The sequence below is a fragment of the Magnetococcales bacterium genome (genome assembly GCA_015231175.1).
Lineage (GTDB): Bacteria > Pseudomonadota > Magnetococcia > Magnetococcales > DC0425bin3 > HA3dbin3.
Genome location: JADGBZ010000030.1, coordinates 20,926 through 39,363 on the forward strand (window position 1 = coordinate 20,926; position 18,438 = coordinate 39,363).

The window sequence follows — 18,438 nt, forward strand, 5'->3', positions numbered from 1 at the left end:
AGAGGTATCCATGGATGAGATCAAACGCCCGGCCTGGCATGCCGTCCTTTATGAGGGCGAGAAGGTTTTGTACACCCTGGAAACCTTGGGCAGCGGGTTGCCGGAGGATCAAAATGCCCTGCGTCAACTGATCCTGGTCGCCACGGATTTCAGTTGCATCCTGGTCTCCCTGGTCGGGGAGGAGTTTTTGGCCACACGTTACGACCTCGATGCCATCACCAGCCTTGAAGAGATATTTCCCCTTCATCTGAAGCTGAGAACCCATCGGGATGCGATCCACATTCGCCTCTCCGACCAGTATGAGGCTGCCTTCGTCAAAAACGAGGTGTTGCCTGCCATCCAAGCCAGGCTCGCCCTTACACCCAAGGATAAACTTGCATTTCTGCTGCGCAAGTTGCAGGTCAAGGGCTTGTTGCGTCCCAAACCGCTCCTGAAGGTTGCCTTGGGGACAACGCTGCTGGTCGGGGTGCTTTTTGGCCTGTCTCTTTATTTGAAGGCACGCCCTTCTCCCGTACCGGCCACCCAGGAATCGCCCGCTTCCGTTGTCTCGTCGGCAACGACCGCCAAGGCTCCAGAAGACGGCGAAAAGGGCGATGCCACACCATCCTCCCATACGGAGATCCCGGCCCGAGATAGCGAGGCTGCGCCTCCCCCCGCTGTTGTCTCCCCTGCCAAAGGGTCTTCCGCCCCCCCCTCCCTGCCTGGAGCATCCGGCGGAGGCAGCCCCATGGGACAGATTGCCGGAGCGGTGGCAGGATCGGTCGCCAAAGCGGTCATGAGTCAAATGAATCCGGAGGTCATGGGTAAATTGATACAGGGGGTGGCTTCCCAGATGTCCGCTGCCCCGGGTCAAGGGTCTCCCGTCGACCCCGGGAAGATGTTGAGCGGGCTCCCCGTCCAAACCGGACCCATCGATCCAGCCCGGTTTGGCGCTGTCGAGCAGTCACCGGAAGGTGTCGACCTCAACCAGATTGCCACCTCCCTGGGAACCCAAACCACCCAGGGAATGGATCTGCAAAAGATGGCCAACATGCTGGACCCACAACTCCGCCAGGCTGCTCAGGGACAGGGCAACCCGCAACCCCCGGACCGATTGGACCCACAACTCCGCCAGGTTGCTCAAGGGCAGGGCAACCCACAAACCCCGGACCGAAACCATCCTGTAGAGGCAAGTCACCTGAGCGGCGCCTCTTCGGCGCAAAGCTCTTCCGGAGAGCCCTTGCACCCTCCGGCCTCCAGGCCCACATCGACGGAGGTGCGTGACCAACAAGCCCCCCGGATCCCTGCCCGGACAGGTGAGGCCGTTCCCAAACCTGCGGACCAGTCGGCCAACCCGGCCAAGCAAAGCTCTTCCGGAGAGCCCTTGCACCCTCCGGCCTCCAGGCCCACAGCGACGGAGATGCGTGACCAACAAGCCCCCCGGATCCCTGCCCGGACAGGTGAGGCCGTTTCCAAGCCTGCGGACCAGTCGGCGAACCCAGGCTTGTCTGCCCCAACGCTCGGTAACCAGTCACCTCTGGTCAAGCCGGAAGGATCTGGTCGGTCACCTCCGGTCAAGCCGGAAGGAACCAGCTTGGTTGCGGGCACTCCACAACAGGCGACCGGCACGCCGCAGCAGGCCGGTGTCGATATGCCCGTTGTTCCCCTGGATGCGTATCGTCGCCAGTATCCCGGTCTTTACGACCACCTGACCGATCAGCAGTTGGCCGCCGGGTTGCATCGTCGTTATTACCGCCATATGCCACGGGAGACCTATTTTCGTCAGTTGGGGCTCGATCCGAAGCATCCTGGCCACCATTTTGTATCCCTGCTCGACTACCGGGCCAGCTATCCAGGATTCTACGATGATCTGACCGATGTCGAACTCGCGCAGGGTTTGCAGCAAAAATATTATCCAGAGATGACCTGGGAGGAGTATGTTGCGTTGGCCGGGTGTGAGGATCCCCAGGATTTGTTCGTGGCCAGAGATCTGGCGGAAGGGTTGCGAATGGCCCGGGAAATTTTGGCCGAAGGAGAAACGCAACGTGCCTTCCGCGTTTTTTTGCGTCTTGCCCAACGGGGTTCCACTGCCGCCCAAAGTGGCTTGGGATTTTTACTGTCGCGTGGTATAGGAACCCTGGTTGATAAGAGCCGGGCCATGCGCTGGTATCGCAAGGCGGCTTTGCAGGGGGATGTGACCGCTCAATACAACCTTGGGTTGTTGCTGGCGGCCAAGGATATCCCGGAACATGATCTCAAAGAGTCCGCCTTTTGGATGCAAAAGGCGGCTGAGAATGGCGATCAGGCGGCACGGGACAATCTGGAACAGTTTGTCGCCCATTAGACCCGGGTGGCCATGCAACCGTGGTCACCATGGGAAAAGGCTGCATGTTGAGTCACGATTCACCACCCGGCAACGCACCGGGGTCCAGGGGGCTTGGCCCCCTGGCAGGTCCAGGACAGAGTCCTGGTGGGGTTCGGGGCGAAGCTCTGATAAAGGCTTTCATATCCAGGCTTTTTTATGAAGGGGTGCTGAATAGTTACCATGTTGAACGACCTGTCCGATGAACCGTCCGCCCTCTGCCCTGGCGCCCTCTCCGATGTCCAATCCCAGAGGGATGAGCGGCATTTGGCCATCGACAAGGTGGGGGTGAAAAATATTCGCTATCCCATCGTCGTCAAGGACCGCAGCCAGGGGAGTCAGCACACCATTGCCACCATCAACATGTTTGTCAATCTCCCCCACCAGTTCAAGGGGACGCACATGTCCCGCTTCCTGGAGGTGTTGGCGGAACATGACCGGGCCATTTCGGTGGAGAGCCTGCCGGTTCTCCTGCAAAAAATCCGCAGTCATCTACGTGCTGAAGAGGCCCACATGGACCTCGATTTTCCCTATTTCATACGCAAGGCGGCTCCCGTCAGCGGTTCCGAAGCCCTGATGGATTATCAGGTGCGTTTTTCGGGTCTCCTGGACCACCACGGCTTTCAATTGACTCTGGGGGTGGAAGTTCCGGTAACCTCCCTCTGCCCCTGTTCCAAGGAAATTTCCCGCTATGGAGCGCACAATCAACGCTCCCATGTGACGGTGACCTTGCGCACCCGAGAGTTTATCTGGGTGGAGGAGGTGATCGAGTTGGTGGAGAGAAACGCCTCGTGCGAGCTTTATGCCATCCTCAAGCGTCCTGACGAAAAACATGTGACCGAACGGGCCTATGAGAATCCACGCTTTGTCGAGGATATGGTGCGTTCGGTGGCGGCAGATTTGTCGGAAGATGCGCGCATTTCCTGGTACACTGTCGCGTCGGAAAATTTTGAGTCGATCCACAACCACTCCGCCTATGCCTTCATCGAAGGTCGCCAACAGGAAAGTTGATTCGGTATGCGCTTCAATCTCTCTCTGATCCCCACCCTGAAGGAAAACCCTGTCGAGGCCCATGTGGTTTCCCACCGCTTTATGTTGCGAGCGGGGTTGATCCGGCCTTTGACCGCAGGCATTTACAACTGGCTTCCCCTGGGTTTGCGGGTGCTGCGCCAGGTGGAGAACATTGTGCGTCAGGAGATGGATGCCGCCGGCGCCCAGGAGATTCTCATGCCGGCTGTGCAACCCGCCGAACTTTGGGAAGAGTCGGGCCGTTGGCAACATTACGGCAAGGAGCTTTTGCGTCTCTCGGATCGTCATGACCGGCCCTACTGTTTTGGCCCCACCCACGAAGAGGTGGTGACCGATCTGGTGCGGCGCGAGATCAAATCCTACAAGCAGCTTCCGGTCAATTTTTATCAGATCCAGACCAAATTTCGTGATGAAATCCGCCCGCGTTTTGGTGTCATGCGGGGGCGGGAGTTTTTGATGAAGGATGCCTACTCCTTCGATATCGACTCTGCGGGCCTCGATCGCAGTTATCAAGGAATGTTTGCCGCCTACGAGCGCATATTCCGGCGTTGTGGCCTGCGCTTTCGAGCTGTGGAGGCCGACACCGGGGCAATCGGCGGGGCCAGTTCCCATGAGTTTCACGTTTTGGCCGATTCGGGCGAGGATATCATCGCTTCCTGTTCCCATTGCGGTTACGCGGCCAACCTGGAAAAGGCCCAGTCGGCGTCGTTGCCCCCCATGGGTGCAGGTGAAACGCCCCAGCCACGGGCTGAAGTCGCCACGCCCGGACGCAAAACCATCGATCAGGTGGCAGAGTTTCTTGCCGTGCCGAAGCACCGGACCGTCAAGTCGCTGCTGGTTTTGAATGATGCCGGTGAGTGGGTGCTGTTGCTTCTGCGCGGTGACCATGAGTTGAACGAGATCAAGGCATCCCAAGTGATTGGCGGACCCCTGACCCTGCCTGCCCCTGAACGCATACAAGCTGAACTCGGGTTGCCGGTTGGTTCGCTGGGTCCGGTGGGTATGTCGGAGCGCGTGCGCGTGGTGGCGGATGTCGCCTTGCAGGATGCCTGCAACATGGTGTGCGGCGCCAATCGCGACGGATGGCACCTGACCGGCGTCAACTGGTTGCGGGATCTGCCGGCGCCCGCGTTTGCCGATTTGCGGCAGGTCGAGGTTGGCGATCCCTGCCCCCGTTGCCCGCAGGGTACCCTGAGCCGGGATCGGGGCATCGAGGTGGGGCACGTTTTCAAACTTGGCTACAAATATTCCCAGGCCATGAATGTGCGGGTGCTGGACCATGATGGGCGGGAGCAGCACCCCATCATGGGTTGCTACGGGATCGGGGTATCGCGTATCGTTGCGGCGGCCATCGAGCAAAACCATGACGACAACGGCATCGTCTGGCCGGTTGCCCTGGCCCCGTTTGCCGTGGAGATTTTGTTGGTCAACCCCAAAGATGCCCAGGCCGCCGCCGCTGCCGAAGCTCTTTACGCCGACCTGCGTCGCACGGGGCTGGAGACCCTGCTGGATGACCGGGACGAACGCATCGGCGTCAAATTCAAGGATGCGGATTTGTTGGGCATTCCATTCCGTGTCCTGGTGGGGGGGCGCAGTCTCAAGGAAGGCCACTTTGAATTGCAGTCCCGACGGGGCGGGGAGCCGGAACGGGTGCCCCCCGCAGAAATGTCCGCCAGGTTGGCGCAGCGACTTGCCGACCTGAAACATGCGGAGATAACCTGACGGATAATGGAGAAGAGCGTGTTGGCCGATCAATTCAGTGCAGCCTTGAAGGAAGCGGTCCAGGAGCTTGCGGAGACCATGTTGTCCCGCGAAATCATCCCTGGCGATGGACAGTTTTCTCCCCTGGAGCAACCGGTGGATTTCAGTGCCGTGGTGAGTTACAGCGGTGCCATTCAGGGCAGCCTGTGCCTCTCCGGGCCTGCCAAGAGCGTCCTTGCGTTGGCCTCCACCCTGATCGGTGAGGAGAGGCCCTACATGGACCCGGACCTGGAGGACTCCTTCTCCGAAATATGCAACATCATCGGCGGTGGGGTCCAAACCCGGATGGAACCGACCTTGGGCTCCATCAGCATGTCCCCCCCGGTGGTGGTCTCCGGCCACAACCATGCCGTGGTGGCTCGCGATGAGCAGCATGCCTGCGTCAGTCAGCTTTTTTCCATGGATGGGCAGACGTTTTTTACGGAAATTTTTTACAAATGTGACGAACCGGCCTCTTCGTAGGGTTGCCGGGCGATCGTCAACGTCTTCCAGAGGGGAATCCGCATGCGCCACGCACCACACGATGACAGCCTGAAGGAGTCCCTGCGTACCTCCCTGGCGCCGGCAGTGCGCTCTCTGGCCCAAAACCTGGCCCGGGAGATGGTGCGCAAACTCATGCCGCAGGTGATTGAGCAGCAGGTCCGCAGCGAACTCGCCCGCTTCCAGGAGGAAGAGACGCTCCTCGCTTCGGCGCTCTATCAGGCCTTTGCCCCGCGCATCCGGCAGGTGGCCTGGGAGACAACCTGCCGTATGGTCCGGCAACGCCTCCCGGAAGTGGCCGAACCCATGATCCAGGCAGAGATTGACCGAATACAAACAGCTGATTCAAAATAACTATTCATCGGCCTTGCAAGAAAAGCCTGGATATGAACAACGATTCAGCGCCCTTGCAAGAAAAGCCTGGGTATGAAGGCCTTTGTCAGGGCTTCGCCCCGAACCCCACCAGGACACCGTCTCAGGCCCTGCCAGGCAGCCAGCCCCCTGGATCCCGATGCGTGGCCGGGTGGTGAATCGTTATCGCATTTGTCAGAAAAGGGGCCGGATGACAAGAACACGATGGTCGCAGGGGTAGAGAGACAGCCATGAAGGTGACAAAAATCTGGTTCCAACAGGAGCGACTCGTTCCCCAGCTTCAGCCCAAGGTCGATGATGCTGCCAAAAAGCAATTACGTGCCTTGCGCCAATCCACTCTGCAACTTTTACAGGCCCAACGCTTCGTCACCTTTGAAAAACAGCCCCTCTTTTATTTTGACAACAAACTGAATTGCCTGTGGCTGCTCTATGATTTTCACGCCGACGCAGAAGAGATGTTCAAGTATGTCTCCAAGCTCAAGGTATATACCTTGCAGAATTGGGAAATGCCCACCCTGGAGCAACTTCAATCTCTGGTCGGCGAGAGCCTTTTCCAATCCGGCAAACTCCGGGAGGCCTGTTTTCTCTCTGCGACCCCTGCCGCCGACAGCAAGGGATATCTGGCCATCCACATGGGGAGCGGCACGGTGGGCACGGCCCCGGGGAAAAATCCCATCCTTCCCCTGCATCGTGTGGCGCAACGCGACATTTTCGCCTTCATCGTCGCCCACGGCCTGATTCCCCAGGGGATCGACGGGGTAAGGGAAAAACTTCAACAGCTCTATGACCTCACCATGGCGCTGAGCAAGAGCGGGGAAAATCCGCAAGCCCCTCCCCCCTCCCTGAGCGCCCTGCAACAACACCTCCTGGAGGGGGACTACATTCGGGCGCGGCTGCCTGTTCTGGAACCCTCCACCCTCATCGACATGGGCAAAGGTTTGTGGGAGCTTCACCACCCCCAAAAACCTCCGATGGGCAACTGGGTCGAGGTCCACCTGGAAACCCCCTGGGAGGCCCGCAATCCCGAACTGGATATGCGCGAAGGGGTGGTGGCCATCGATTTTGGCACCTCCTCTACAGTGGTGGCCTGTCGGGAACATGGCAAGACCCGTTTGCTGCGGGTCGGCATGGTGGATTTTTTTCGCAAACCGACTCCCGAGGATTACCAGAACCCCACGGTACTGGCCTTCATTCATCTCCCCAACCTGCTTCGCTCCTGGAACGCAGATGCCTACCGCCCCCTCACCCGCTGGGAGGATTTTCACTTTTCCCACGCCGCGCGCAATCTGCTGCGTGCCAATGAGGCCAACCAACGCATCGTTGCCAGCGTCCTGACCGGCATCAAGCAGTGGCCCTTGACCGTGGGCAGTGACCACGCTCTGCGCATCACCGACCAGACCACCGAGACGGAAATACTCCTCTCCCCCACCGGCAACCCCATGCCCGTGGCGGGTGAACCCATCACCGTGGCCGAGGACGACCCGTTCGACCCCATCGAGCTCTACGCCTACTATCTCGGGTTGTTCATCAACCATCGGGCCAATGGTTTGTTCCTCAACTATTTCATGACCTTTCCCATCACCTATCCCCGGGCGGCACGCCAGCAGATTTTGATCGCCTTCGCCCGGGGTTTGCAACGCAGCCTCCCCCTCTCCCTGCTGCCAAGCCGGAAAATGGCCCACTTTCGTGTCCAGGAAGAGGCCTCCGAACCTGCCGCCTACGCCGCCTGTGCCCTGGAAGAGCTGCACATCGAACCCACCGCCGACGGGGCCGCCTATGCCGTGTTCGATTTTGGCGGTGGCAGCACCGATTTTGATTTTGGCATCTATCGCCACCCCACCCCCGAAGAGAAACACCACGGCTACGAACGGGTCATCAAACACTTTGGCGCCAGCGGCGACATGTACCTGGGTGGCGAAAATCTCGTTGCCAATCTGGTCTATCTTACTTTTCTGGATAATCTGGAGATCTGCCGGGAACACCACATCCCTTTCTCCCTCCCGCCGGAGGCGGAGCTTTTTCCTGGCCACGAACCTTTCCTGGATCACTCCCACGTCGCCCGCACCAACATGGCCCTGATGATGGCCAAGGTCCGTCCAGTATGGGAAAACTTTCAATGGCGGGTCGCTGTGGAAGAGACCGGCGATCCCCAATCCGGCCAGGTGCGGCCACGTCGCCTCTCCGACACCGTCGGTGATCTATTGAACCAGTCCATCATCGACGACGATCTGCACATGGATCCTGCAACGGATTGCTTTCAGGGCGAAGAGCCCGTTTTCCCGATCGATGTGGAGCTGCTCGATCGGGACCGGGAGCGGGTGCAGATCCGGCTGCTCGTGGATCGCAACCGTTTGAATCATTTTCTGGTCCAGCGGGTCGGCAAGGGCATCGAGCGTTTTTTCATGGCCATGACCCAGGCCTTTGCCAGCCGGGAGGCGCAACCACGGGAGGTTCATATTCTGCAAGCCGGCAACTCCAGCCGTTCCCTGCTCGTCCAGGCCCTCTTTGCCACCATTCTCCAGGAGCGCATGTTCAAGTGGGAACCCCCCATGCACGGCATCAAGAAAAATGCCACCCTCGACAGGATACGTCAGGGGATTCCCTTCAGCCGCTTCATCGTCCACCGTCCCCCCCAGGGGGATCTCGACAACCCCTACAGTCCCACGGCCAAAACCGGTGTGGCGATTGGCCTGTTGAAGCTGATCCCTGGTGAGACTCTGCTTGCCCTCGGTCCCGACACCGACAATCTTCCCGGGGAGGCCCCATTCCGCTATTTTGTTGGCCGTCTGAAGGAAGGCATGTTTCAGACGGTGCTCAAACAAAACACGCCCTACCATGTCTGGTCCGAGTTGGGCACACCCACCCGGGGCGCCTTCGTGTTGCTCCTGACCACCTCCCCCCAGGCCGCCTTTGGCACCCTGCGCCGGGGCGCCCGGGAGATCCAGGAAAAAGTCCTTCGCCTGCCCCCCGGCAGCGATGACAAACGCCTGTTTGTTCGGGCTGTTGACCCCAACCAGATTGAAATCGCCCTGGCCGAATCGGTGGACCAGATCCACAAACGACCGGAGGCCATACTCCACCAGGAGTCCATCCGACTGGCATGACATCTCTCCAGATACGTGACGAAAATACGCTTACCTTGACGGCTGCCTGTTGCAATGTGGACTCATCTCCACTAAAACCACATGGTTCCCTCCGGTCGATTGGTTGTGTTTTCGGGTTGTGTTGCCAGATGGTCGGGGAGGTTGCGCCGTTCTGGTCGGGGAGGTTGCGCCGTTCGCCATGTCTGGTTGTTCAGCCCTCGCCACAGGGGGACGCTGTCGGGTTTGTGACTTTATTGAATCAAGGAACTCCGTGGTGCCTCCTGTTCGACAAGAGCCGGCGGCGTGCAACATTTGCATACGAAATGGGGATTTATTGATGAATGAACCGACCGCCCTGGAACTGTCCGGGTCCAGTTTGACACTTCCCGGGGGTTCGGAAAATGCCCCGTCGGCGTTTTGCGTCTCCAAGAATGTAGAACTGCCGAAATATTTACAAGATACCTACTGGTGGGCCTATCTGCACCCGACCGGTGTGCGCTTCTTCGAGCGACAGTGGATCGTCAACATGATCCTGTGGGGAAATTTTGTCGATCTGCGCAACGCCGCTCTCGCGGAGATTGGCAGCTCGATTCCCGGCCAAACCCTGCAAGTGGCGTGTGTTTATGGTGACTTCACCCAGGAGGTGGCCCGTCGCCTCGCCCCGGACGCCACCCTGGATGTGGTGGATGTCGCCCCGGTGCAGTTGGAAAATCTGGCGCGCAAACTGGGAGACTCTCCCCGGGTCAGGCTTCATCATCAGGATTCGACATCCCTCTCCTTTGCCGATGGCAGTTTCGATCATGTGGTGGTCTTCTTTCTCCTCCACGAGCAGCCGTCCGAAGCGCGCATCCGCACGGTTCACGAGGCCTTGCGGGTCACCCGTCCAGAGGGTAAGGTGATTTTCATGGATTACCATGGGCCCAGTCCGATCAACCCCTTCCGGTATGTCATGATCCCCATTCTGACCACTCTGGAACCCTTCGCCATGGAGATGTGGCGGCAGGAGATCACCGACTGGATCCCCAGGGATATGCCCATCCGTGGTATCCACAAAGAGACCTACTTCGGAGGTCTTTACCAAAAACTGGTCATCACCCGGTAGACGTCCCATGGATACCCCCGTTTGTGTATACGTCGGTGATCAACTCGGTCGCTACGGCTTCGGCGACGGTCACCCATTCGGCCCGCAGCGGTTGGATGCCTTTTGGAACGAGGCTCAACGCCAGGGTCTGCACCTGCGCGCCTCGGTTCAGGAGCCCGTTCTGGCCAGCCGTGAGACCATCGAACTTTTCCATCAGCCTGCTTACGTCGAACAGGTCGCCCGTCAATCGGTCACCGGCAAGGGCTACCTGGATTATGGCGATACGCCGGCTTTTGTTGGTGTCTACGAAGCGGCCTCTTATGTGGTGGGTTCGACCCTCGCCGCTGTGGAGCAGATCATGCGGGGGCAGTTCCGCCGTGGGTTCATCCCCATCGCCGGGTTGCACCATGCCCGGCCAGAACGCGCCGGCGGGTTTTGCGTCTTCAACGACCCTGGCGTGGCCATCATGGTGTTGCGGGAAAAGTTTGGCTTGCAGCGTATCGCCTATGTGGATATCGATGCCCACCACGGGGATGGGGTCTTCTATCCGTTCGAGGCCGATCCCGACCTCATTTTTGCCGACCTGCACGAGGATGGCCAGTTTCTCTACCCCGGCACCGGCCATGCCCACGAAACTGGCAAGGGCGCAGCGGCTGGCACCAAGTTGAACATTCCCCTTCCGCCCCTCGCCAACGATGACAATTTTTTCCAGGCCTGGCCCAGGGTGGAGGCCCTGCTTCGCGACAGCAAGCCGGAGTTTATCATCCTGCAATGTGGCGCCGACTCCATCGACGGCGACCCGATCACCCACATGCGCTACTCTCTGGCCCCCCACGCCCATGCGGCAACTTCCCTGTGCAAACTGGCCGAAGAGTTCGGTCACGGTCGCGTGATCGGTGTCGGTGGCGGGGGATATAACCTCCGCAACATTGGCCAGGGGTGGAGCGCTGTGCTCCAGGCGATGTTGGAAACACCTGTCCGTACCACCTGAAACTCTCCGAGCGACCCTTTCATGCCATGAGCCATCCCGCCGACGTATCGGAAACCTCTTTCCCACGCGGGTCTGTCGTGTTGGTAGGCGCCGGTCCCGGAGATCCCGATCTGTTGACGCTTGGCGCCCTCAAGGCCATCCAGAGCGCCGACTGCGTCGTCTACGATGCCTTGGTCTCTCCGGAAATTCTCGCCTTGATCCCCCCAAACCGCGAGGCCATCTTTGCCGGCAAGCGCGGTGGCCGTCCCTCGGCGAAACAGACGGACATCTCCGAAACGTTGGTGCAACTTGCCCGCGAAAACAAGCGGGTGGTCCGGCTCAAGGGGGGTGATCCTTTCATGTTCGGACGCGGTGGCGAAGAGGCCTGTTGCCTCGTGCGGGAGAGCATCCCTTTTCGGATCATTCCGGGGATCACCGCCGGGGTTGCTGGTCCAGCCTATGCCGGCATCCCCCTCACCCATCGGGGCATCAACGCCAACGTCGGATTTTTTACCGGTCATGAGCAAATGGAGGAGCAGCCCGCCGACGGATCTCCCTCCTCGACCACCGACTGGGAGGCCATCGGACAGTTGTTTCCGGTCATGGTTCTCTATATGGCCATGAAAAACATTGGTTTCATCGCCGAAGCCCTTGTCCGTGGCGGTCGATCTCCAGAAACGCCGGTCGCTTTTATCCGCTGGGCCACCACCCCGAGGCAATCCACCCTCGTCACCACCCTCAAGGATGCCTACCAGGACATTGTCGCGCTCGACATGAAGCCCCCGGCCATCATCGTCATTGGTGATGTGGTCAACTTCCGAAAATCACTGGGTTGGTTCGCCGATCACCACCTGGCAAGACCAGACCCAACCTGACCGACGCCGCATCTCCCGTCCGGGTCGGTCCAAGCCGCACAGCAAGGAAACGCCGCCCATGCCCACGACATTTCATTTACCCGAACTTGGGGAGAACATTCACGGTGGCGATCTGGTCCGGGTGACGGTCGCCGTCGGCGACCGGATCGCCCCCGGGGATCCGGTGCTGGAGGTCGAGACCGACAAGGCCGTCATCGAAGTACCCGCCAATCTGAGCGGTACCGTGCTGGAGATTCTGGTCAAACCCGGTACCAAGATTCAGGTCGGACAGGCCATCTTGCAGGTGGAGCCCCTGGCGGAATCTCTCGCCCCTTCTGTCCCTGTCCCGGCTGCCCCGGCTGCGGCGCAATCACCGGAGCCTGTTCCTTCGTCTGTTCCTGTCCATTCCCCTCCCGCACTCCCCCCCTCTCTCCCCGCCACTCCGAGCGCTCTCCCGCCTGCGCCTGCCACCGCCACGGGGGGGTCCACCCCTGCTGCCCCGGCAAAGGGCAACGCAGCACCGGGCTTGTATCGTGGTCCGGTCCCGGCTTCCCCTTCGGTACGTCGGGAGGCGCGGGAGCTGGGGGTTGACATCCGGGAGGTGGCAGGCAGCGGGCCGCATGGCCGCATCACGCTGGCGGATGTACGGCAACACGTCCGCCGCACCATGCAGCGCCCATCCGCCTCCGCCCCTGCCTCCCTTGTCACCGGCCATGCCGATCCAACCTTTCCCCGCCACGGGCCGTTGCCGGATTTTTCCCGTTGGGGCGTGGTGACCTCGGAACCCATGAGCAACGTGCGGCGCACCACGGCCACACATCTGGCGGCGACGTGGAACACCATCCCCCAGGTCACGGGTCATGATCGTGCCGATATCACCGATCTGGAGGCCGTGCGCAAAAAGTTGTCCGCTGATCTGAGCAGGCGCGAGGGCGTCTCCCTCACCCTGACGGCCATCCTGGTCAAGGTGGTTGCCACGGCTTTGCGCCTGTTTCCCAACTTCAATGCCGCTGTGGATATGACCCGGCAGGAGATCGTCCGCAAACACTACATCCACATCGGCATTGCCGTCGATACCCCCCACGGCCTTCTGGTGCCGGTGTTGCGGGATGCCGGGCAAAAAAATCTGACCCGTATCGCCACGGAGTTGGCCGAGTTGTCCGCACGCGCCCGGGCGCGCAAGTTGAAGCCGGAAGAGATGCAGGGCGGTTGCTTCACCATCTCCAATCTGGGTGGCATAGGCGGCACCGGGTTCACGCCGATCATCAACTATCCAGAGGTGGCGATCCTGGGGGTTTCGCAGGGGCGCATGGAGCCGGTGTATGGCGAAGGTGGTTTCCAACCCCGGCTCGTATTACCCCTCTCCCTCTCCTACGACCATCGTCTCATCGATGGCGGGGATGGAACCCGCTTCCTGCGCTGGATTCGGGAGGCCCTGGAACAACCCTTGCTGCTGCTGATGGAGGGGTGATGCTGGTACCGCCCCCGGTTCGTCTCCGGGGGTTGGACGGCCCGGATATATGTAAGATATTCTTTTCATATGGCAAACTAAAAAATAACGGTGAGGGGTGGGGCGGGATGTGAGAGACTCGGCGGGTACTCTCTGGCACATTCAAACAACCCGTGAGGCAAGCCGTGGAAATAAATCAGGCCATCGTTCACCTGATCGAGAAGGACCGAAACGCCTCGGCTAAATTGCAACTTCGCCATGCAACGATACCGGTTACTAACCGGTTGCACCATTTGGGTGAGGCAATCCTCAAGGTCTATAACGACAAGACAGGCAAGATTTATGGGACGTTTCATGACAATCCGGCAAGCTATCCTTTTCAGGGTTTTCTTGCAAATTACATGAACGGAAACGACAGCTTTACCTCTTTCACGCATCAAGCCATGAACCATTTGAAAGTCATTATTGATCGCGTTAATTTTGCCACAGGTGGTTACGTTCTGTTTATTCATTATACTCAATCCGCAAATGATTACCTGTTTATTGTCATCCTTCACGATACATTTGGGGCCGGTGTTGATCGAGACACATTAAACCTAAGAGAGGCTGACCATTTAGATATCTCTAAACTTCACATGGCGGCGCGAGTTAACTATTCGTTCATCAGAGCATCCGAACATGATGTAAAATATCTCTCTGCTGTAAAAGGTCGGGGGGCAGATGATGTGGCACGATACTTTATTGAATTTATAGGATGTAATGATATCACTAACCCTAAAACTCAAACCAGAAATTTATTGCAAGCAGTCAAAGATTACTGTAATCAAAGAGGGTTTGGCGATACTGACATTCAGAAGTTAAAAAAAGATGTTTTCTGTTATTGTGAAGAACGAAGAATAAAAGGCGAGCCCGTCTACCTGGAAAGTTTGGCCAGGCATATTGACCCTGACGATCCAGATCGATTCCTGATCATAGCAAACTCCGAAAAGTATGCGATTGATGACGGTTTCAACCCTGACCGAGAGGCATTGAGGCGTCTTAAGTATATTAAATATAATGGAGATATCAGCATTTCTTTTCCCATGGAAATGTTGGGAAACAAGGTGCAATACAAGGACGGAATATTAACTTTTCTCGATATTCCGGTAGGCCTGCGTCAGCAATTGGAAAACGACAGCAATGAGCGATTCTGATGCACAAAAATTCGCCCTAATGGTCCGAGGGGTGCGGGCTCTACAAAATGTCCAATGGGATAAAGGACATCCGACGGGGGTGTTTTTCTTAGACGATGCTAATTATGCTTTATTTTTAGAATTAGATCAATCGGGGATCCTGGATGATGTGGATGCTAACGGGGTATATCTCCCTGAAAAAATCAAGTCAGGCTGCAATGCAAGCATCTCTCTTGTCGTAGACAAAAGACGTGGCAGTTATTTTGCTGAGGATATGGATGATTTTTTAAAGAGTCACGATCATATTTTTGCTCCACCCGGGGAGTTCTACATAGGATGCGTCGACTATTGGTTGAAAGACGATAACACACCAGCAGAAATACAAACATATTTCCATGTTGTGGATTTGGCAAGCGCCTTGGAAAAAGCTTGCGACCACTCGATTCGTGAACCACACAGTATGAATCTCATTTTTTTGGACTCAGAAAAGCTCGAATTGCCAATAAAATACGACAAGTCATTACTTATTGATGAACTCCCATTTAATGTTTTCCAAGATTTTTTGAAAGATGATGCGCACAAAGAAGAACGCAAACGTATACTAAAATCTGTTTTTTTGGAACGACTCAGAAGCATACCTACACAAGAAAGATTCCCTTACCTCTTGCGCCACTTGGATGAGATCGTCCAAGCCATGCAAGACCGGTTTCACGTTGCGGTTAGTGGATTTTCTTTTGAAAAAATTCGCAATGAGTTGGAAGAGAGAAAGTTAAAATTTTTAAGCGAATACAATAAAGTAATATCTGAAATCCATAATAAAATTCTTGTTGTCCCTGTTTCTTTGGTGTTGTCTGGCCTGAAAATGGAGAGAAAGCCCGAAGCAATCTTACAAAATGTTCTTATTCTAACAAGTGTATTTATCTTTTCCTTTCTCATGACTATCCTGTTATTTAATCAGAGGCACACATTAGAAGCCATTCGTAGCGAAGCACGCTTGCAAGAGTCTAGATTGAAAGAAAACTTTTCCGCATTTTTTGATAAATTAAGAGAGCATTATGAGGAATTAGAAAAGCGTTATCAGAGACAAAATTCCCTTCTTACGTGGTTTATTTTTTCTGTATGGTTTGTATTTTTTGTTAGTTTAGGTATATTTTTATATTACACCGATTTAAAAGTTATTTATGAATTATCCTACCGCTTATTGTTCAAGGTCCAGATTATTCTCGCAAGCAAAATCTGCGTCTGACCCATCCGGTCACCAGCCCCTGGACCCCAACTCCCAGATTCATAGGACACCTCGCCCATGACAACCTGCCCCACCCACCGCCACGACAAGGTCGATACCTATTTTCAAGAATATGTTCAGGCATTGCTGCACGGTCTGCATCTGCTCGATCAGGCCACCCTGAGCCGCGTCTGTGATACCCTGGTCGGACTTTACCGACGCGGGGGGAAGCTGTTTGTCTGTGGCAACGGCGGCTCTGCGGCCATCTCCAACCATCTGCTTTGTGACCACCTGAAAGGAGTCCGCACCGACACTGGGCTGCTTCCCAAGGTAATCAGCCTGAGCACCAATCTGGAGATCATCACAGCCATTGCCAACGACATCTCCTATGCGGATGTTTTTGTCTACCAGTTGGCTTCCCTGGCTGCGCCGCAGGATGTTTTGCTCACCATAAGCGCTTCGGGCGATTCGGAAAATATTGTTCGGGCGGTGCAGTGGGCGCGGGAGCATGCCGTGACCACCATGGCCTTGACCGGCTTTGCCGGGGGGCGCAGTGCCCAGCTTGCCGATTTCAACCTTCACATCCCGGTCGCAAACTATGGTATTGTCGAGGATGCGCATCAGGCCATTATGCATATTCTGGCGCAATTTATCCGTCAGTGGCACATGAACCCGGAAACCGTGGCCAAGAGAAAGTTTTGAGAGAAAGTTTTGAACGTGACCCAGCCCAACCGTCTTTTGCTTTGTACCGACATGGACCGGACGCTTTTGCCCAATGGTCATCCGCCGGAGTTGCCCGGGGTGCGTGATTTGTTCCGTGCCCTGGTCAGTCGCCCGGAGGTCACTTTGGCCTATGTGAGCGGGCGCAACCGGGCGCAGATGATGGAGGCGGTGGCCGAGTATGGCGTGCCGCCGCCGGATTATGCGATTTGTGATGTGGGGGCCACCATTTTTCGGATCGAAGATATATCCTGGCACCCCTGGGAGGCCTGGAACGGGACCATTGCACCAGCCTGGCAGGGGTTGAGCAGTTGGGATATCGAGCCTTTGCTCCGGGGCATATCGGGGATTTGGAAGCAGCCGGAGGCCAACCAGAACACCCACAAACTCAGTTATCATGCCGATCCAACCGCCGATGCTGCTGCCTTGCGTGCAAAGATTCAGGCCACGCTGCATCCCCGGGGTATTCGCACCTCGATTGTGTGGAGTATTGACGATCTGGATCATATCGGCATGTTGGACATCATGCCGGAGGGGTCGTCCAAGTTGCATGCCATTTTGTTTCTCATGCAGCAGTTGGGTTTTGCGGCTGGGGAGATGGTGTTTGCCGGAGACAGCGGCAATGATTTGGATGTGTTGTGCAGTCCTCTCCCATCCGTACTGGTCGCCAATGCCCAGGAGGGTGTGCGCCGGGAGGCGATGGAGCGGACCCGGATCGACCACCATGCCGACGCCTTGTATTTGGCCTGTGGGGGATTGCGGGGTTTGAACGGCAACTATGCTGCCGGCATTCTTGAGGGTGTGGTGCATTATCACCCTCATGCTGCCGCGTGGTTTTGACGAAAGCGGGTCGGCGTATGCCTACGTGGAGCAACACGCTTTGGGATTTGGTTTTGGCGAGTCCGGTTGAAGAGGAGCGTCGTCAGAATGGGCGCGCCGACTCCGTGGACCGACGCCGGAATGCTCGTTATGGTTTTTTTCATCCGGTTACTTTGGTGACCGAGGCCGGGCTGCGTCTTTCGGGTTATTCCCGGAACGCCAGCCTGAATGGGTTGTTCATGATTCCCATGCAGGATGCGGGCAGTCTTTTGGTGCATTTTTCGGATGTTGTACATGCCGGGGAGAAGGCTCTCCTGGTTTTTCCCGAGGGTGAGCAGTCGATTGAGTTTTCTTGTCGGGTGGTGCGGGCGACGAAGAAGGGGATTGCCTTGATTTGGTAGGGGGAATCGGAGGACAAAAAAAATGAATTGGGGTCCAGGGGGCTGGCTCCCTGGCGGGTCAAGGGCAGCGCCCTTGCGGGGTCCGGGGCAGCGCCCCGCCTGGTGTTCTTTGTACGCCCCCCCCCATTTTTTTCCTGCGGGGTCCGGGGCAGCGCCCCGCCAAGCCGCCCGCAAGGGCAACGTTCAAGATGGAGAACCGGTCTCCTCCCATTCGGCCAAGGCTTGATCTATTTCTTGCAGTATTGACACAATTTTTGCTTCTGGCCCGCGCCCAACCTCCCGTAAATACTCCCCATACTTCCGACGCATCATCTGCATCTTCCCCCCAAACGCCTCCGGCCACCGCTTGAAGTACGGCCACAGCGTCAATACCGCCTCCTCGGCTGCTTTCACAGCTTCCTCGCGACGGCCAAGATCACTCAACCAACTGGACTGGTTGTTCAGAGAAGAAGCCAAATCAGGCAAAAACGCAGCAGGACGGGAAGCAGATAAATCACGCCGTATCCCAACGGCCTCCGCAATCGCAACCAACGCCTCCTCGCGGCGGCCAAGATCACTCAACCCATTGGACAGGTTGTTCAGAGAAGAGTAGTGCATCTGTTTGGTTGATCGAGTAGAATCCGCAAGGGTGTTCCATTTGCCAAGGAGGGTATGATGGCTATCGTGGATGTTCGGTGTCC

The 18,438-nt window shown here is 57.2% G+C and carries 16 protein-coding genes; 15 read left to right on the plus strand and 1 reads right to left on the minus strand.

The window, feature by feature from the left end; all coding sequences use genetic code 11:
* Window positions 1–10: 10 nt before the first annotated feature.
* The 15 genes from HQL63_08365 (at window position 11) to HQL63_08435 (ending at window position 17,758) form a co-directional block, all read left to right on the plus strand.
* The gene (locus HQL63_08365; protein MBF0176845.1) at window positions 11–2,323 is read left to right on the plus strand and encodes an SEL1-like repeat protein; all 2,313 of its coding nucleotides are present in this window, start codon (window positions 11–13) and stop codon (window positions 2,321–2,323) included.
* 201 nt (window positions 2,324–2,524) lie between these two features.
* Window positions 2,525–3,352 (plus strand): GTP cyclohydrolase I FolE2, encoded by an 828-nt coding sequence (locus tag HQL63_08370; protein ID MBF0176846.1) that lies wholly within the window; start codon window positions 2,525–2,527, stop codon window positions 3,350–3,352.
* Between the two features lie 6 nt (window positions 3,353–3,358).
* A complete protein-coding gene (locus HQL63_08375) occupies window positions 3,359–5,092 on the plus strand; it encodes a proline--tRNA ligase (protein MBF0176847.1) in 1,734 nt (577 codons plus the stop codon).
* Window positions 5,093–5,098: 6 nt separating this feature from the next.
* Entirely contained in the window at window positions 5,099–5,593 is a 495-nt protein-coding gene (locus tag HQL63_08380; protein ID MBF0176848.1) for a chemotaxis protein CheX, read from the plus strand.
* Between the two features lie 42 nt (window positions 5,594–5,635).
* Window positions 5,636–5,965 carry a hypothetical protein gene (locus tag HQL63_08385; protein MBF0176849.1) on the plus strand — a complete coding sequence of 110 codons (330 nt, stop codon included), beginning with the start codon at window positions 5,636–5,638 and terminating at the stop codon, window positions 5,963–5,965.
* 248 nt (window positions 5,966–6,213) lie between these two features.
* Window positions 6,214–9,087: a hypothetical protein gene (locus tag HQL63_08390; protein MBF0176850.1), complete on the plus strand. Its 2,874-nt coding sequence runs from the start codon at window positions 6,214–6,216 to the stop codon at window positions 9,085–9,087.
* Window positions 9,088–9,403: 316 nt separating this feature from the next.
* Window positions 9,404–10,168 (plus strand): class I SAM-dependent methyltransferase, encoded by a 765-nt coding sequence (locus tag HQL63_08395; GenBank protein ID MBF0176851.1) that lies wholly within the window; start codon window positions 9,404–9,406, stop codon window positions 10,166–10,168.
* Window positions 10,169–10,175: 7 nt separating this feature from the next.
* A complete protein-coding gene (locus tag HQL63_08400) occupies window positions 10,176–11,138 on the plus strand; it encodes an acetoin utilization protein AcuC (GenBank protein MBF0176852.1) in 963 nt (320 codons plus the stop codon).
* Window positions 11,139–11,164: 26 nt separating this feature from the next.
* A complete protein-coding gene (gene cobA, locus HQL63_08405) occupies window positions 11,165–11,992 on the plus strand; it encodes a uroporphyrinogen-III C-methyltransferase (GenBank protein ID MBF0176853.1) in 828 nt (275 codons plus the stop codon).
* A gap of 58 nt (window positions 11,993–12,050) precedes the next feature.
* The gene (locus HQL63_08410; GenBank protein ID MBF0176854.1) at window positions 12,051–13,442 is read left to right on the plus strand and encodes a 2-oxo acid dehydrogenase subunit E2; all 1,392 of its coding nucleotides are present in this window, start codon (window positions 12,051–12,053) and stop codon (window positions 13,440–13,442) included.
* 164 nt (window positions 13,443–13,606) lie between these two features.
* Window positions 13,607–14,614 carry a nucleoid-associated protein gene (locus tag HQL63_08415; protein MBF0176855.1) on the plus strand — a complete coding sequence of 336 codons (1,008 nt, stop codon included), beginning with the start codon at window positions 13,607–13,609 and terminating at the stop codon, window positions 14,612–14,614.
* Entirely contained in the window at window positions 14,601–15,839 is a 1,239-nt protein-coding gene (locus HQL63_08420; GenBank protein ID MBF0176856.1) for a hypothetical protein, read from the plus strand. The genes HQL63_08415 and HQL63_08420 overlap by 14 nt, the downstream gene beginning before the upstream one ends.
* Before the next feature lie 57 nt (window positions 15,840–15,896).
* A complete protein-coding gene (locus HQL63_08425) occupies window positions 15,897–16,520 on the plus strand; it encodes an SIS domain-containing protein (GenBank protein ID MBF0176857.1) in 624 nt (207 codons plus the stop codon).
* Window positions 16,521–16,571: 51 nt separating this feature from the next.
* A complete protein-coding gene (locus HQL63_08430; GenBank protein ID MBF0176858.1) occupies window positions 16,572–17,378 on the plus strand; it encodes an HAD-IIB family hydrolase in 807 nt (268 codons plus the stop codon).
* Between the two features lie 53 nt (window positions 17,379–17,431).
* A complete protein-coding gene (locus HQL63_08435) occupies window positions 17,432–17,758 on the plus strand; it encodes a PilZ domain-containing protein (protein MBF0176859.1) in 327 nt (108 codons plus the stop codon).
* A 183-nt stretch (window positions 17,759–17,941) separates the two neighbouring features.
* Here HQL63_08435 and HQL63_08440 read toward each other — a convergent pair.
* Window positions 17,942–18,438: tetratricopeptide repeat protein (locus HQL63_08440; GenBank protein ID MBF0176860.1), on the minus strand; the 497-nt coding region annotated here is incomplete at its 5' end.

Excerpts from the sequence above, each read along its gene's own strand:
- HQL63_08365 (MBF0176845.1), top strand. The coding sequence starts at position 11 with ATGGATGAGATCAAACGCCCGGCCTGGCATGCCGTCCTTTATGAGGGC.
- HQL63_08370 (MBF0176846.1), top strand. The coding sequence starts at position 2,525 with ATGTTGAACGACCTGTCCGATGAACCGTCCGCCCTCTGCCCTGGCGCC.
- HQL63_08375 (MBF0176847.1), top strand. The coding sequence starts at position 3,359 with ATGCGCTTCAATCTCTCTCTGATCCCCACCCTGAAGGAAAACCCTGTC.
- HQL63_08380 (MBF0176848.1), top strand. The coding sequence starts at position 5,099 with ATGGAGAAGAGCGTGTTGGCCGATCAATTCAGTGCAGCCTTGAAGGAA.
- HQL63_08385 (MBF0176849.1), top strand. The coding sequence starts at position 5,636 with ATGCGCCACGCACCACACGATGACAGCCTGAAGGAGTCCCTGCGTACC.
- HQL63_08390 (MBF0176850.1), top strand. The coding sequence starts at position 6,214 with ATGAAGGTGACAAAAATCTGGTTCCAACAGGAGCGACTCGTTCCCCAG.
- HQL63_08395 (MBF0176851.1), top strand. The coding sequence starts at position 9,404 with ATGAATGAACCGACCGCCCTGGAACTGTCCGGGTCCAGTTTGACACTT.
- HQL63_08400 (MBF0176852.1), top strand. The coding sequence starts at position 10,176 with ATGGATACCCCCGTTTGTGTATACGTCGGTGATCAACTCGGTCGCTAC.
- cobA (MBF0176853.1), top strand. The coding sequence starts at position 11,165 with ATGAGCCATCCCGCCGACGTATCGGAAACCTCTTTCCCACGCGGGTCT.
- HQL63_08410 (MBF0176854.1), top strand. The coding sequence starts at position 12,051 with ATGCCCACGACATTTCATTTACCCGAACTTGGGGAGAACATTCACGGT.
- HQL63_08420 (MBF0176856.1), top strand. The coding sequence starts at position 14,601 with ATGAGCGATTCTGATGCACAAAAATTCGCCCTAATGGTCCGAGGGGTG.
- HQL63_08425 (MBF0176857.1), top strand. The coding sequence starts at position 15,897 with ATGACAACCTGCCCCACCCACCGCCACGACAAGGTCGATACCTATTTT.
- HQL63_08430 (MBF0176858.1), top strand. The coding sequence starts at position 16,572 with ATGGACCGGACGCTTTTGCCCAATGGTCATCCGCCGGAGTTGCCCGGG.